The sequence below is a fragment of the Brevibacillus laterosporus genome, from assembly GCF_030489605.1.
Lineage (GTDB): Bacteria > Bacillota > Bacilli > Brevibacillales > Brevibacillaceae > Brevibacillus_B > Brevibacillus_B laterosporus_E.
Map to the genome: position 1 here is coordinate 77,518 of NZ_JAUKFY010000003.1, position 16,065 is coordinate 93,582.

The window sequence follows — 16,065 nt, forward strand, 5'->3', positions numbered from 1 at the left end:
CCCTATTTTTTGGTAAAACGTTACTTTTTTGTTCAGAATATTAAAATATAGAATTTTTATACATAACGTTATAAAGCAGGAATAATGGCAACAATGATTACTACACTTCAAGAATGTTTCTAATGAAGATCACTTCCATACATGAAGCCTATTCTCTAAATAAAAGGTGGTTCTCTGTAATGTTATTGATGAATACCATAGAAATCTTTCTAGAATATATGTCATCTATCGGTCGAAGTGAAGAAACCATCTCAGGTTACGGAAAAGACTTAGTGCATTTTACACGCTTTCTTGATAGCAAATATAACTGTGAATCTTACATTGAAGAAATAACTGTAACCGATTTAGAAGAATATTTGCATTACTTAAAGGAAGAGCGCGGTTATGCTCCTGCTAGCAGGCTACGTAATCTTCATACGCTCCGGTCCTTTTTTGCTTACGCCTATAAAAAAGAGCTAGTCGTCCGTAACATCGCCCTGTCTGTTGAGAAAATCAAAGTACAGCAGAAGGAGCGAACATACTTAACGGAAGACGAAGTGGAACGGCTCGTCCATGCCATTGATCATCCTCTCATTCGTCTAGTAGTCATTGTCTTGTATATGACAGGTTTACGTATCTCAGAGTGCCTGAATCTTACAGTAGACGATGTGAATTTAGAAGATAAGGTAATTCATGTAGTAGCCGGTAAGGGTAACAAGGATCGTCTAATTCCCATCTCACTCCGATTACTCCCGTTACTACAGGAATACGTTCAGGAGAAGCGACCAACTACAGCCTCTCCTCTCTTCTTTTGCACCAAAAAGACAGGGATGCTATCTCCTGTCTACGTAAATAAGGAAATCACCGAAGCAGTAAAAAGGTTAGGATGGAAAAAGAAGGTAACAGCTCATATACTGCGCCATAGTTTTGCCAGCCAGCTTGTAAAAAATGATGTTAATCTCGTACAAATTCAAAAGCTACTGGGACACTCTTCGCTAAACGTCACCAGTATCTATACGCACACCAATCTAGATCAACTCAGCGATGCCATTAACACCCTGTAAGGCCTAGATACAGAAACAAACACGTCACATTACATTTCATCAAACATACCTGGGAGTGTTGAAAATGGAATTATCAACAGAGAAAAAACCTATCTATGATGAACGCGTAAATGAAATACTGCGTGGACTGGTAGAGGGGAAGTCCAGAGACCTTTTAGCTAAGGAATTGGGACATAAAAACTACAAAACATTAGACATCTATATGCGCCGGAAGAACTTTGTCTGGGATCGAGATAAACAAACCTATGTGCCAGCCTATAATCGAATCGAGAAATGGGATTCCAGCAAAGACCTTGTCAGCTCATCTAAAATATCTACGATCATCTCGCTGTTTCAAAAAGAAGGCGCTGATGCGAAAACCATTGCAAAACGCTTAGGATTTAGCGATCACCGCGAGCTAGCTACATATATGAAATCCAAAGGTTATAAGTGGTCGTCGGATAAAAAGAATTACGAGAAGCTGACGGGTAAATTTACAGAAGAAGCATTGTCCATTCCATTCTCTGCTACAACACAAGGAGAGGAACGGTCCGTAGAGGCTTCAGAAGCCCTTCAGAGCGTTGCAAAAACTAACCGTATGGATAAGGGGAAACCAGGACAATTAGAGACCTATCTGCCTATTTTGGAGCTTCTCGCCCGAAATAAGGATCGGTTAATTGATCTCATAGTGCCAGGATCGGAATCAGGTAAGGTACCTCGCTATGCTGTGCCTGGGATTTTTGTCACGAAATCCGTGCATATGACTAATACATTAGATCAAATGGTCAGGGAATATAGTAAAGAGAAGAATATTAGTCAACGCGATATTTTTGCGGTGGCATTGATTGAGTTTTTTCAGAGGTACGGGTATGAGAGGGAGATTGAGACGTTGTTGGGGAGGATGTAGGGGATTGGTGGTTATGGGTTTCACTTTAAAAAGTATCCAACTTTTGCTGGTTGAAAATATTCAACAGAGATTAAAATCATATAAATAAATTGCTTTCTAGTAGATAAAAGTTTCAGCTTCAATAAGTTTATGTTAATAGTATCTGATAGTTAGAGAGCCCCCTAGACTCAGCAGTAATGCTTTGTCATAGGGGGCTCTTTTCTTTTTTTACTTCAACGAATTAATGAAGATATACGTTCTTTAATTAAGGATTTACTGTGCCTTCAAAAGTAGTCGTAGCTGCATCAAGAGCTGCTTTAGCTGCTTCTAACTCATCTTTCTTAGCATCCACATTGTTAAATACTGCTTCTGCTTTTTGGATTTCAGCATCATAAGCATCTTTAGCTGCTTGAGGATATTCCCCTTTAGCAGATCCAGCTACTGCAGCATTATTTTGTGCTTTCGCTTCTGTAATCGCTTGTTCAAGAGCATCTTTAGCTGCTTTCAATTCAGCTGCTTCTTTTGCTACTTTATCAAACTCAGTACGAGCATCTGTAACTGTTTTCTTAGCAGTAGTTACTTTTCCTTCAAGTTCTGTTTTTTCAGCACCAGCAGCCACTTTAGCTACAGCAGTCTCTGCAGCTGCAACAGCTGTTTCAGCTGCAGTTAGGTTAGTTTCTACTGTTAAATCTGCTTTAGCTGCAGTTTCTAGAGCTTCTACAGCTGCTTTAGCATCTTTTAGTGCAGTTGCAGCGTCGCCATCAAATTTTGCGCGAGCATCTGTAACTGTTTTTTCTGCAAGTGTTACTTTTGCCTCAAGAAGTTTCTTCTCGTTAGCATCTGCAACCAATGCTACTTTTTCTTTAGCTGTTTTCAAGGCAGCTTCTGCAGCTAAAAGATCTGCTTCTTTAGTTAGATCTTTACCTGCTCCGATTGCAGTTTCCAAATCAGTCACTGCAGTTTTAGCTGCTGCTAGATTAGCTGCAACATCGCCAGCAGCTTTTTTCAGCTCAGCCATTTTCTTTTCTGCAGCTTCTAGAACTTTAAGATTTTTTACAGCTTTTTGTTGAATTGCAGTTAAAGCATTGTATTGAGTACGTACATTAACAAGTGTTGCTTCGTCTGATAGAGTAAGTTTGTCAACTGATGGAAGGTTAGAAATTGCCTCAGCTACAGCATCAGCAACTTTTGCTTCATCAGGAGTTATACCTGCTTCAGGAACGAAAGTAATTGCATACTCACCAGTTAATTTTGCACCTTTATAAGACTCTAAGCTCTTAGAAACAGTAATCAGATTTGAACCTTTAGAGGTTTCCAACGTTCCATCAGGTAGTGAAATAATGACAGTATCATAACCATTTTCAGGATTATCATCTGAGTCTGAAACTGTAAGAATAGATCCTTTTGGTAGGTTTTCACCATCAAGTGTGTAGTTTGCAGGGTTTACAGCATTTTTCTCGCTACCTGTATACTGAACACCTGAAGTAAACGTCAATGTAATTGTATCAGGACCTTTACCATTCTCGGCTCCAACTACTCCATTGTAAAGTGTATTATCTGAACGTTTGCCTTTAACCATGAACACTTCATCAGCCACTACAGCATTAGGTTTAATTTCAAAGACTTTAGTCAAGGTTTCGGCTGTATTTCCTACATCATCAGAGATAGAACGAACCACAAGTGTCCAGTGGATATCTCCGCCATTGTTTACAATAGTCTGTGGAAGGTCTTCAGGTTTGTCTGGTGTTGGTACTACTTCAAATTGTTTATCTGCACGGTTTTTATCAGTGTAGTCTACAACTTTTCCCTTGATAGTCTTAGTATTACCATCTTTATCTTTACCTAAGAACTCAATAATTGGTTCTGGAACTTTTGGTTGACTTTGAGAAGGTGTATCAAGGTCTTTACCAGGAAGCTTAACAGGTTTACTCATTTCAACATTATAACGACCCGTACTAATTTGAGTAATGTCTTTAATTGTTGGACTAACAGTATCAGGCGTAGTCATAATAGTACCATTCAATAACATTTCAATGTCAGCATTTTGTTTTCCATTTGCTGGATTAGTTACAGAGTTAGCTGGGATGAATAAACGATACTTATCATTGTAATAGTTCTTGGTAGTTACTTTGGTATCGTAAATTTCAGTCCAGTCATTTTTCAACTCAAACACGTACTCATTTTTATTTTCAGCTGTGTGATCCATAGCTAATTCAGGAGTTACTGTATATTTGCCAGCCGCATCAGCTACATTTACCCAACTCTCAGTACCATCAACATTCTTAACAGCAACTTGAAGTTTTACTTTGTCAGCTGTTAAACCGTCAACTAACTTGTTGAATGTTACACGGAACTGCTCTGGAGATTCAACACTTACAGTAGAAGATGGAATTGCGTTATCAGCTTTTACTTTAAAGTCTAGAGTCTGGCTGGTAGAAATGTTTTTATCATCTGTTAAACCAGCAAAGTCGAAAATGGAAGACAGCTGTACCGAATGAACTCCAGCTTTTAGATAGTCAACTGTTTCGATAGTCACTATGTCACGAGTATCTTTTAACGTTGTTTGGTCAAATTCACCAAACTTTATTTTGCTAATTTTAGTTAGACCACCATCAATTGAAACATCAGCTTTAGCGATTGATTCTGAGAACTTAACTGCTACTTCTTTCAATCCTTGTGCAGTTACAGATGTAGCTTCAGGTTTGCGTGCATCAGCCAAAATAAAATCAGCTTTAGTTGTTTGGGGTCCCACTTTACTATCTTGAACAAATTCTACTTCTACTGCCTTGTTATCGGCTAAAATTTGTGTTGGAATACCGTTGGAATCTACTTCATTTCTATCCAAAATAACTTCAAGTGCTTTTTTATTACCATCGACTGGCTTCAAACCACGAACTTTTTTAGCGACTTTATCTTGGATAATATTGATTTTAGTTCCATTTTTAAGCAATGCATTTCCGTCTGAATCCACTTTGTACAACCCTGTAGTTTCATCTTTTTGTACAAAATCTTCTACTGAAACGTTTTTACTGAAGTTAACAGTTACACGATCTGCCTGATTAGACCCCGCAGAAACTACTGCTGGCAATTGCTCAATTTCTCCTGGTCCATCAGGATTTACTTTAAAAAATACTTCTTTTGTTCCGATAACTTTACCAATTAGATGTTTGTAGTCACCAGATGCTTCAATAACTTGTGCATCTACCTTAGCTACAAGATCCTTTTGGCTGAATTCAGATCTTAATGTAACAGTCGCAATACCTTTTTGAACAGTTACTCGTGTATTTGCTAAGTTACCATAAGTCGTGCTGAATGAAATTACGACGTTATCAGCATTTTCATCAACTACACCAGTTACTTTGTCTAACAATTTAGCAGTAATTACAAGGGTATCTACTCCGTCAGATTTAAGCTGATCGCCTGCTGCGTCAGTAGTTAGTTCAAGCTTGTACAAATCTGTAATTACAGGAGTTTTGAACTTGCTTTCTTTCAAAGTAATCGGTTTGCCATCAACTAATACATCTTTGGCAACAATTGTATACTCAGTATCGTAATTAAGACCAGAAACAGTTAAAGTAGCTGTTTTCTTATCTTCACTCAAAGAAGCTACTTCTACCGTAGCTCCTGCGATAGTGAAGTTTTTAGCATCGATGGAATCAATTGCTTTATTAAATTTCACTTCGACTTTTGTTTTTGTAATAGCACTTACGCTTTCAACTACCAAATCACCAGGAGTAACTGGTTTTTGCTCAGGTTGCATTTCTTTTTCAGTAGAAACTTTACCTTGAGCATCTACAGCGTAGAAACCTTCTTCGCCACCGATTTTTTCGAAGTCTTCGCTAGTTACTGTTTTGTATTCAACTTCTTTACCAGCTAGTTTAGCATCCATCATTTCTTGCAATGTAGCTGCTTTACCATCCCAGTTTACATAAAGAACGCTGTTTTCAACATTCTCTAGACCGGAATCATATAAATCTGCGATTAGCATTGCATTTTGTTTAATGAATGCTTCGTCAGAATAGAATCTGTCCACTTTTCCACCAATATAAATTCCGCCAGATGCTGCGAAAGCAGAAGTAGCCATGCTAGTCACTAGTGCTGTAGATAGCACTGATAGGATTACTTTTTTATTCACTTACTACCCCTCCAAATATCGTATATTGAAGTATCTAATTTGCTTGTTTACATAACATTTATGTATTAGATAGATTAGAGACCTAAGTCTCTAATCTATCCATACATTTTAGCTTATATGATTGACGACTGTAACTTATTTGAATTTGATTTTTAGATCAAATTTTTCTTTGCCTACTTTTACATAAGCTTCGTCTACTTTTTTGTAGCTCTTAGTGAATTCAAATTTACCATCTTTAACTTCTGCAGTAAATTCTTTGTCGCCAAGAACGATTGTTACTTCTTTTTCGTCTTTCAAATCACCAGTTAATTTACCAGCGATCTCATAACCATAAACACCTGGAAGTACTTCAGAAGCTGCTTGTTTAGTGATGTCTAGATCACCGTCTTCACTTGGATCTGGTTTTTCACCATTCCATTTTTGTTTTAGGAATTGATCCATTAGAGTTTCTTTGTTTTCATCTTTTTTCAAGTAACCTTGTTCTTTTGCTTCCTCATGGCTGATTACATACAATACATAATCGATATCGTCAGAGTTATCGTCTGTATCAACTAGTACTACGTAATCTTCATCAGAAGGTTCGTCTACTTGTTTACCATCTTTATCGAAGTAAACAACGTCTTTGTTAAGCTTCGTGCTTAGTTTCTTCTCAGTTGCAGTACTGAAGTAGATTTTTTTGGATTCTACTTTGTCAACGATAGCAGGAGCTACAAAGTGTACACCAGCATCTTCGTAATCTTTTTCTTTAATAGTTTTGTATTCATACTCGTCACCACGAGCGTCAACGATTACGCGGATATCATCTTCTTCGATAAGATCGCTGCTATCTGCGCTGTAACGGATGAATGTTTTCTCAAGCTTCTCTTTACCGTCACCATCGTATTTGTATGGAGTTTCAACCCATTTACCATCTTTATCGCGGTGTTTGATTTTTAGGTAATCAGAACCGGAAGATTTGTAAGCTTCAACAACCACACCGTATTCAGAGCCAGAAGCAAGACCTTTAGAATCTACAACGAATACCGCTTCGATATCGCTGCCATCTAGAGTGAAGTATACTTCAGCGTCTTTCTCAGCGATTTTGCTCCATTTGATAACTTTAGGGCTCTTAAGTGATGTAACTTCACCACTTTCGATACCTTTAGATCCATCAAACGCTACAGAGCTGGAACCGAAATCATAAGATTTTCCGTTGTATCTAACAGTTTCATCACTCTTATCAGTGTTTTTGTTCCACTGTTCTTTAGTCATGTGTTTAGCTTTAGAAGTATCTTTCAAGTTAACTTTCTCAATATCACCGTTTGCATCCAATTCAACTTCTGCAAGGATGAATTTTTTGTCATTAGTCAACGTTAGATAATCTTTAGCAAGTTGGCTTTCGGTCTTAGAACCTTTCAATTCGCTGAACTTTTTACCATCTTCGTTTTTAATGTATTTACCTTCAAGTTTAGCAGTTTTACCTGAGTCTTTTTCTGTCCAAACTTTGAAGATGTATCTGTCAGTAGAAGCCTCGTAGCTAGCAGAACGAGAGATGATAGCTAATTGCTTGCGATCGTTAGCTTCATAACCTTCGATGTGACGAATACGGCCTACAGCGTCAAGGTAAATCTTAACTTTAGTACCTTCTAGGCTATCGATTTCATCAGTAGTGATGTTATCTTGAATTTCTTTGTCTTTGTCTTTTGCAAAGGAAGCATTTCTGAAACGATACTCTTTGCCATCGATAACGATGCGGAAGTCTTTTTCAGACTTAGAACGTACTTTTTCAACTTTACCTTCTTTTGTAGTACGGTTAGCAAAGATCAAAAGTTTGTCTTTGTTACCGTCTGCACGGTATGCATGGTAAACGTCCATTTCTTTAAGGTCAGCCAATTTAGCTGGTTTACCATCCAAGAATACTAGGTAGTCAACGCCTTCTTTTTTACCATCAAGGGATAGATCTTGACCAACCAAAGTAGTGATCTTTTTCTCAGATACTTTTTTGATTAGCTCAGAACCGAAGTGATTGTTTACCCATTTTTGGTCGCCGCTGCGATCGTCAACGATGCTTAGGTAACGAATTTCATTCTTAGTGTTAAGAACTAGCTTAACAGAATAAGCATCGTCAGCTTCTAGCAATCTTTGTAGAGCATCTTGTACATCAGATGCTTTTGTAGCGCGCTCAAAGTTGAACGTTACAGTTACATCTTCAGCGAAATCGTATTTTTTCTCGCTATCAAGTTCTAGAGTAAGTTTCTCGAACTTGTCTTTTTTGATTTGGTCTTTGTCTTTAGTAGGAGACAATTTTTTACCATTAACATGGATAGCTTTGTATTTATCGAAAACAACTGTTTCGTCTTCGGAACCTTCCATCCATACTACAGTGTTGTCTCTGTCTTTGATCCATACTTGTACGCGTTGACCAGCGTAGTCGTTAGCATTGATGCTGTCAGCAACTTTGTACTTCACTTTGTTGAAGAAAGATTTGCTGTCAGAAGTCAATTCTACTTCGTTGTATTTCAAAGATCCAAGACCGATTACTGGTACGTTAGAAACTGAAGGAAGATCTTCAGGTCTGTTACGATCAGTCATAGTCCATTTTGTATCGTAAACATGTACGTGTAGGTATTCAGTTAGAAGGTTCTTACCAGGAAGAACTTCGTGGTTGTTTTGAGATCCAACAGTTGTTTGTTTCATTAGGTCAACGCGAAGAGAGTTGTCTAACATCTTCATTACGTCGCCACGAACAGCTGGTTTGTCTGGATCAATAGTTACGCCATCAGTAATTTTCAAAGTAGACGCTTGTGAGATGAAGTTGTTTGGCCAAGTACCATTTTGAAGTGCCAATGGCTCATAACCTAGTGCACGCACTAACATAGTAGCTGCTTCAGCATATGTTACTAGTTTGTCTGGACGGAAAGTTTTGTCAGGGTAGCCTATTGTTAAATCTTGGCTAACTGCGATGCTAACCCAACCTTTGAACCAGTCAGAAGCAGTAACGTCTTTAAAGAATGGATTGAAAGTTGCAGTGTTTGCAGCTTGCTCTAGTCCACGAGCACGTACCATCAAAGTAGCGAACTCAGAACGTTTGATTGGTTGGTCAAGGTTAAGGTTACCCTTTTCATCCCCTGTAGCCAAACCAAGTGCTTTCAAACGTTGGATAACTTTCTCCATGCTTGGATCTAATTGTGGTGCAGTAGTTTTTGTTTCTTCTGTAGTTTTTGCTGCTTCTTCTGCTCCTGCAACAACAGGAACTACGGATAGTGCTAGTGCACTTGCCAATAAGCTATTAACAACCTTTTTCATAACCTTAGGTTCTCCTCCTCTAGTATATAACAATTGATTTTGGGATATCTTATTACTAGTTGTCTCTTTCTTTTTCCAGCCCGAATCCTGCAAGCGCGTTTCACCCCCTTTCGCAGGATCGCATATAGAAAGAACAAAATCCTTCATAAATTACGCAAAACTAGCGAATCATGTCATAAAAGTGCAACAGTCATTAGTGTATCATAGTTGCTAGACTTCGTGAATCCTTTTTTAGGAATCTAACCGTAATTACTTCGACATACTATTAAACGCATAGGATTTTAAAAAGTTGCGGTCGTTGCGTACATTTTTTAAAAAAATTTTTCGTAAGTTGATAATTCTGGGTAATTTGAGTCACAAAGGTAATTATAATTATCGAATTTCCAATTGTCACCTACAATCTTTTTCCATTTTTGCTACCGCATACCAAAAATAAAAGGGGGATAGAATGATCTATCCCCCTTTCCCCTTATACCTGATCTTTTTACGGATAACTAACCCATATTATTCATTATTGACCACTAGTTGGTTGCAAAATCGCATTTTCGTATACCATCACAGCCAGGTTTAACTGATACAAATTCTTTTGATAATTGTTTTCCGCCTTAGCAAGCTCTTCCTCTGCTCCAACTACCTCGATAGCTGTTGCCAGACCATTCTCAAAACGCAGCTTGGTTAAGCGATAGTTCTCTGATGCAGCGTCTGTTCCCTTTTTTAATGCCTCTAACGCTGTTTTAATTGAGTTTAGATTGTAGTATGCCTGCATAAGGTCCATTTTTACTTGGTTCTGAGTTTGCGTTAAATTTAATTTATTTTTTTCGGCAGTATTTTTCGCTGCTTGGCCTTGGAATCCGGATAGGATGGAGTATTTCTCAATAACTTCCAGTTCCTTTTCTGAGTTCTTTATGTCTTGTTCAATTGTTAGTATGTCAACGCGTTCTTTTAATGCTTTCGCAATTGCTTTCTCAACATCCATCACTTCTACATTTTCACTTGTTTGTTTTGTCAGCAGGTTCCATTTTTTATTCAGGTCCACACCCATGAATTTATTAAGAGCTAGTCTGGCAATTTCCTTTGCAGACTCAGCTTGGGCAACTGCAGCCTTAGCTTGAGCTACACCTGCTTCAGCCTGTAATACATCAGTCTTTGCTCGTGTCCCAACCCCAAATGCTGCATTGGCTATTTTCAGTTGAGATTCTGAGCGTTCCAAGCTTTGCTTCTTTAATACCAAATCATCCTCTGCATTTAATAAATCGTAATATAGCTTCTCTGTATTCAGCTTAAAGCTTCCCTCTGAACGCTGCAAGGAAAGTCTTCCCATCTCCTTCTGTCCCTCAGCACGGACAGTTGCTACATATTTCCCCTCAGCAGTTCCAAGGTCTTCAATCATGCCTTCCTTGATTTTATTACTGGTATAATTGGCTGAGCTAGCTTTAATCATCGCATTATCTACATCAATCTTTGCTTTTTTGTAGTCCAGATTATTTTCTAATGTAAGCTTTACGGCTTTTTCAATAGTAAGATCATTAGCTCCTACTTCTTGTTCCTTCTTAACGGTCACTTGCTGAGTTGTTGCTGGTGCTGTTGTAGTGGCTGCCGCAGCAAGTCCGCTGCCTGAGGTCATAACCATCGCTGCTACTGTTAGAGCAACCCATTTTTTTGAATAAGGAAAATTCATATCTGTACACTCCTTCTCAATTACCATTCGATTTATGAAACTTTCACGTCTATCTACATTAGTACCATACCATATTTGGCGTAAATTGGTCTCTGGCAAATCATTCGTATTTTGTTACAGATTTGCTCAGACTTTGATTTGCCATGCATTCTAAGTCTTGCATGCAATATTCAGGTCTCTTATCCAGATCACTTGTATTGCAAGTGCATTTTTCCTTGTACTCATTTACAATACGTCTGCTATCTGCAAAAAATTACACAACGTTTGCAACGATCCCTGTTTCTCCGTTATGCTGGTAGCATGAGGTGATGCAAATGTTACAACATTATAAAACCCTGGCTGGCTACGGAGAAGATGAGATCGTTATTGAACGATCCCGCTTCATTGGTTACGCACAGCGTGTAACTACAGAAGAAGAAGCGACTGCTTTCATCGCTATGATTAAGAAAAAGCATTGGGACGCAACCCATAACTGTTCTGCATTCGTCATAGGGGAGAATGACCAAATCCAGCGTTCCAGCGACGATGGTGAACCAAGCGGCACAGCTGGAAAGCCCATATTAGAATGCATCAAGAAAAACGGGGTAAAAGATACGGTTGTTGTCGTTACTCGCTACTTTGGTGGCATCAAATTAGGGGCAGGCGGGCTGGTACGCGCTTATACAGCAGGTACGGTCACTGCATTGAAAGCAGCCGGCATCGTTGCCCACATTCTTCACCAAGAAGTAATCATTTCATTAGATTATCATTGGTGGGGGAAGGTGGAAAACGAGCTGCGACTTGGAAACCACCGGGTAGCAGGTATTGATTATGCCGATTCCGTAACCGTTCGGGTACAGTTGCCACAGGGAGAGGAAACAGCCTTTATCGAACGAATCACAGATCTTACAAATGGTAAGGCTACACTGACCCTCGGAAATAAAGAGTATGTAGAGCTGCCTGTCGAAGCCATTCAGGAAGATACCGAATAAAAAAGGTATGACATCTTGAAAGATTATACAAAACCAGTATCTAATTACTATACGCATAGAACCATTTGAAGGTTGCACCTTCCTGTTAGACAAATGGTTTCCTATACAACTATATAAGGATTATTTGTGAAATACCAGACCTTACTCGTATAAACAAGCACTTGCCAAATTACGGCAGGTGTTTTTTATTTCTAACTTTGCATCTATATTAATGAAGGAAAATTTACAAGCAAAGATTTACTTCTCAAAAAAATCAAACACTGGACAGTTCATTTCTCGCTTATTTTCAGCCTTACTGCATACATAACCCGTTTTTGTCTGTCCGCTTTTCTCTCCCAATGTCTAGGAGATGATAGATGATCCATCAATTTTGTGTCACTGCCTGCTAAAGCTTGGGGACCATGTTTATCAAGCGTAATTTTTTACACTCGTGTCTCATACGAAAAAAAGAGCCGCTCTTCAATCAGCGGCTCTTACTTTTATTGACCTCGACGCATCGAGTTGCTTACTTTTAATTTTAAACGTTCATAAGCATTGAGGATTGGACGGTGCTTGCGGCCAACCAAGCCTACAATTTCGGTCACCATATGAATGACAAACCCTAAAACAGCCAAAATAATAAGCGTCATCCAAATGGTATGCTGTGCGTTGGTTACCTTTGTAAGCAGGATAGCTGCTCCACCAAAAAACGCACTCATTCCGTAGATTGTGATAACTGTTGTTCGATGGGAGAGCCCCATATTCAGCAAGCAGTGATGCAAGTGCCCTTTATCCGCACTGGAAATTGGTTTGTTATTCAGAATACGGCGTACAATCGCAAAGAACGTATCCCACAACGGAACCCCCAGAACCACAATTGGAATGATAAAGGAAACAAATACCGCTTCTTTAAAGCCCATAATGGACAGAGCCGCTAAATTAAATCCTAAGAATAACGCTCCTGTATCACCCATAAAAATTTTGGCCGGATGGAAGTTAAAATAAAGGAAGCCAATGATTGCTCCAAGCAAAATGAAGCAATACATCGCAACACCAGTGTCCTTCATGATAATAGCCATAACACCCATAGTAGCTGTGGCAATGCCAGACACACCAGCAGACAGTCCGTCTAATCCATCAATCAGGTTAATGGCATTAGTGACTCCAATAATCCATATCATCGTAATAGGAACGGCTAGTACAGCTAACCAGCCTGTGGAGAAGTCTAAGCCTACATCCCCGAAAGGTAGATTCACTACTCCAATCTTCAAGCCAAACCCTATTACAACAACCGCTGTTCCGATGATTTGTCCAAGCAGCTTCCACTTAGGGGACAACTGATACTTATCATCAAGAATCCCGGTGATTAGTACAATCGTTCCACCTATAAAGATTCCCAGCATTTCATTTGTTAAAGGCTTTAAGAAAATAAACAGCGCAACTACAAATCCTATAAAAATCGCAAGTCCGCCCATGCGCGGCATAATTTTGGTGTGTACTTTTCTATCGTTGGGAGCGTCAACTGCTCCAATTTTTATTGCTAGTTTTTTGACATATGGTGTAGCGATAAAAGCCACAACCATGGCGGTCAACAGTCCGAAGACATAACCAGACATGATGTTTCCCCTCTCTACTGAGACTCGGAACGTTTTTTCAAACGGCTCCACAGCACTGTGGCGACAAAGTGTGGTATTGCCAGTTGTCTTCTCCATCTCGATGGATCTTTTAGTAAGCGATACAGCCATTCCAAGTGTAGTTGCTGCCACATTTGTGGTGCACGTTTTACTTTACCAGAAATGACATCTAAGCATCCTCCAACTCCCATAGCAAGTGAAACAGGAAGTGCATCCCAGTATTTTGCTATCCATTCATCTTGTTTTGGTGCACCCATGGCTACAAATAGTAAATTTGGTTTCTTTTCTTGTATATCCGCGACAATTCTCGCCTCTTCCTCAGGCTTAAAATATCCATGTTGCCGGCCAACAATGTTTGCTTGTGGAAAACGTTCCTGCAGAACTTCAGCCGCTTTTTCATTTACATCCGGCGAAGCCCCTAATAAATAAACCCCCCAATGATTTTCATTGGCTTGTATCATGAGATGCTCTAGTAATTCAACACCTGTAACACGTTCGCGTATCGGGGCGTTTAACCACCGAGCTGCATAAATAATTCCAATGCCATCTGGCACTACATAGGCTTGTTCCATCAAGCTTGCCAGGTTTTTATTTCCTTGAGATAGCATCACGATTTCCGGATTGGCGGTAACGACATGTGTACGCTCCCCAAGTCTGACAAGATCGGTCAAATGCTGCACCGTATCCTGCAAACCTTTAGTAGAAAACGGAACCCCCAGGATTCGCGCGACTTTCATAATATATGCCCCCACTAATTCTATTATGTAGGCCTTAAAGAGACAGGTTGCACGTAGCCAATTTTACTCTAAAAGAAAGGCACATTCAAGATCAATTCCAGAATGTGCCCATGTTCTTCTTTGTCTAATTTGCTTATTTATTGGCGATGGCAAACATAATTTCGCCTTCTGCCACTACTTTTTCGCCAACTTTTGCTACTGCATTTCCTTTTCCAAAAGTACCGCGGACCCTTGTCATCACTACTTCTAACAGCAATGTGTCACCTGGCGTTACTTGTTCTTTAAAACGGAAATTGTCAATACCTGCAAAGAAAGCTAATTTCCCTTTATTCTCTTCTTTACCCAAAATTGCTACTGCACCGACTTGAGCAAGTGCCTCCACAATTAATACGCCTGGCATAACAGGATAGCCGGGAAAATGCCCTTGAAAAAAAGGTTCATTCATCGTTACATTTTTCAATCCAACCGAACGTTTCCCATATTCGACCTCTATAATTCGATCCACTAAAAGAAATGGATAGCGATGAGGGATGATCTCCTGAATTTGTACAGCATCTAAGATTGTTGGATATTCCACGCGTCTTTCCTCCACTTCCATATTTTCACTAGCTACGCTATGTATGTGAGTTGTTCGATCTACTTACAATATAAGTACTCCCTTGTCTTGTCCCAATCAGGATGAGGGTTTCCTATAAAGGGGCACTTCGATTACGGAGTGCTCTTTTCTCCTAGATCCTTGTTTAACAATAATACCTTCATTAAATAAATAGCACTGGTCAAAATGGAGAACAAAATAACGATCCATAAAAATAATTCACCATATGTGTATTGAAACATGATGGAAGTAAACACGATATAAAATAACACGGTGGTTACCTTCCCATAAATATTAGCCGATACGAGCTTCTTTCCGCGAAAATGAAAGAATGCAGAAAGAATAATCATTAACAAATCTCGTAAAAAGAATACGGATGCAGCCCAAATGCTGATACGACCGGACAGCAAAAATGAAAAGATAACGGCTAACATCATCAATTTATCAGCTAGTGGATCGAGCATTTCACCTGTCGCAGTAGTCATTTTATAAGTACGTGCTATATATCCATCCACCACATCTGTAAGGCCTGCGAAGATAAGAATAAAATAGGCCCAAATAATATGGTCGGAAAAGAACACAATTAGGTAGATCGGGACCAATGCGATGCGTAAAAGAGTTAACGCATTAGGAACATTCACCGAGCATACCTCCGTTTATTCCGGCTCTACAGCAAGAGCGAGAAGAGTATTTTCCAGAGAAAATGGTTCATCTTATGTTCACACAAGCAATTCTCATTATACCCTTTTCAGCGAACAAACAGCAACTAGGGAGTAAGGAAGGAATCAAATCCCTTCCTTTTTGTACCCTTATTATGAAAAAAGAAGCCCTCTTCCCCTACAGAAAAGGACTTCTATCGATCACGCTTGTCTTTATTAATTTGAAAACATCAAATCGTAAATATGCTTGTACGTCTCAAACTGAAATGCTTGGGATAGAGGCATCTTTCCCACGACAGAAAACCCGATAGCAAGGCCTATCGCAAGAGAGATAAATAACAGGATAGGCACCATGGCTACTTTTACAAGCACTCTTGGGAGGCTCCTACCTTTTTTCGACTTTACCTCTTTTGCATCCAACTCTTCACGTTGTGCGTTACGTCCTCTCACCTGGTTCACTGCTTGGGGTCCTCCTTACTAATTT

Annotated in this window: 11 protein-coding genes; 3 read left to right on the forward strand and 8 right to left on the reverse strand. The window is 39.3% G+C overall.

Annotation, left to right across the window (positions count from 1 at the left end):
- Window positions 1-179: 179 nt before the first annotated feature.
- Both xerA and QZ995_RS04050 read left to right on the forward strand, forming a co-directional pair.
- Window positions 180-1,043 (forward strand): site-specific tyrosine recombinase/integron integrase, encoded by an 864-nt coding sequence (gene xerA / locus QZ995_RS04045; RefSeq protein WP_301803405.1) that lies wholly within the window; start codon window positions 180-182, stop codon window positions 1,041-1,043.
- A 64-nt stretch (window positions 1,044-1,107) separates the two neighbouring features.
- Window positions 1,108-1,929 (forward strand): hypothetical protein, encoded by an 822-nt coding sequence (locus tag QZ995_RS04050; protein WP_301803407.1) that lies wholly within the window; start codon window positions 1,108-1,110, stop codon window positions 1,927-1,929.
- A gap of 244 nt (window positions 1,930-2,173) precedes the next feature.
- Here QZ995_RS04050 and QZ995_RS04055 read toward each other — a convergent pair whose 3' ends face one another.
- The 3 genes from QZ995_RS04055 to QZ995_RS04065 form a co-directional block, all read right to left on the reverse strand.
- The gene (locus tag QZ995_RS04055) at window positions 2,174-6,043 is read right to left on the reverse strand and encodes a sugar-binding domain protein (RefSeq protein ID WP_301803410.1); all 3,870 of its coding nucleotides are present in this window, start codon (window positions 6,041-6,043) and stop codon (window positions 2,174-2,176) included.
- A gap of 135 nt (window positions 6,044-6,178) precedes the next feature.
- Complete coding sequence (locus QZ995_RS04060; protein ID WP_301803413.1) at window positions 6,179-9,328, reverse strand: S-layer homology domain-containing protein; 3,150 nt, start codon at window positions 9,326-9,328, stop codon at window positions 6,179-6,181.
- Between the two features lie 511 nt (window positions 9,329-9,839).
- Window positions 9,840-11,006, reverse strand: coding sequence for a TolC family protein (locus tag QZ995_RS04065; protein ID WP_301803416.1), 1,167 nt, complete (start codon window positions 11,004-11,006; stop codon window positions 9,840-9,842).
- 314 nt (window positions 11,007-11,320) lie between these two features.
- On the opposite strand from QZ995_RS04065, the gene QZ995_RS04070 reads away from it, so the two are divergent.
- Window positions 11,321-11,977: a YigZ family protein gene (locus tag QZ995_RS04070; RefSeq protein WP_003334286.1), complete on the forward strand. Its 657-nt coding sequence runs from the start codon at window positions 11,321-11,323 to the stop codon at window positions 11,975-11,977.
- A 479-nt stretch (window positions 11,978-12,456) separates the two neighbouring features.
- On the opposite strand, the gene QZ995_RS04075 is transcribed toward QZ995_RS04070, so the two are convergent.
- From QZ995_RS04075 to QZ995_RS04095, 5 genes are all read right to left on the reverse strand, one after another.
- Window positions 12,457-13,572 (reverse strand): glycosyltransferase family 4 protein, encoded by a 1,116-nt coding sequence (locus tag QZ995_RS04075; protein WP_064016383.1) that lies wholly within the window; start codon window positions 13,570-13,572, stop codon window positions 12,457-12,459.
- 14 nt (window positions 13,573-13,586) lie between these two features.
- On the reverse strand, window positions 13,587-14,327 hold the full coding sequence (locus QZ995_RS04080; protein WP_301803427.1) for a WecB/TagA/CpsF family glycosyltransferase: 741 nt from the start codon (window positions 14,325-14,327) through the stop codon (window positions 13,587-13,589).
- Window positions 14,328-14,460: 133 nt separating this feature from the next.
- Window positions 14,461-14,889 carry a 3-hydroxyacyl-ACP dehydratase FabZ gene (fabZ, locus tag QZ995_RS04085; RefSeq protein WP_301804081.1) on the reverse strand — a complete coding sequence of 143 codons (429 nt, stop codon included), beginning with the start codon at window positions 14,887-14,889 and terminating at the stop codon, window positions 14,461-14,463.
- Between the two features lie 146 nt (window positions 14,890-15,035).
- Window positions 15,036-15,563, reverse strand: a complete 528-nt coding sequence (locus tag QZ995_RS04090; RefSeq protein ID WP_301803431.1) for a CDP-alcohol phosphatidyltransferase family protein — start codon at window positions 15,561-15,563, stop codon at window positions 15,036-15,038.
- Between the two features lie 234 nt (window positions 15,564-15,797).
- Window positions 15,798-16,040 carry a DNA-directed RNA polymerase subunit beta gene (locus QZ995_RS04095; protein ID WP_301803434.1) on the reverse strand — a complete coding sequence of 81 codons (243 nt, stop codon included), beginning with the start codon at window positions 16,038-16,040 and terminating at the stop codon, window positions 15,798-15,800.
- Window positions 16,041-16,065 lie beyond the last annotated feature (25 nt).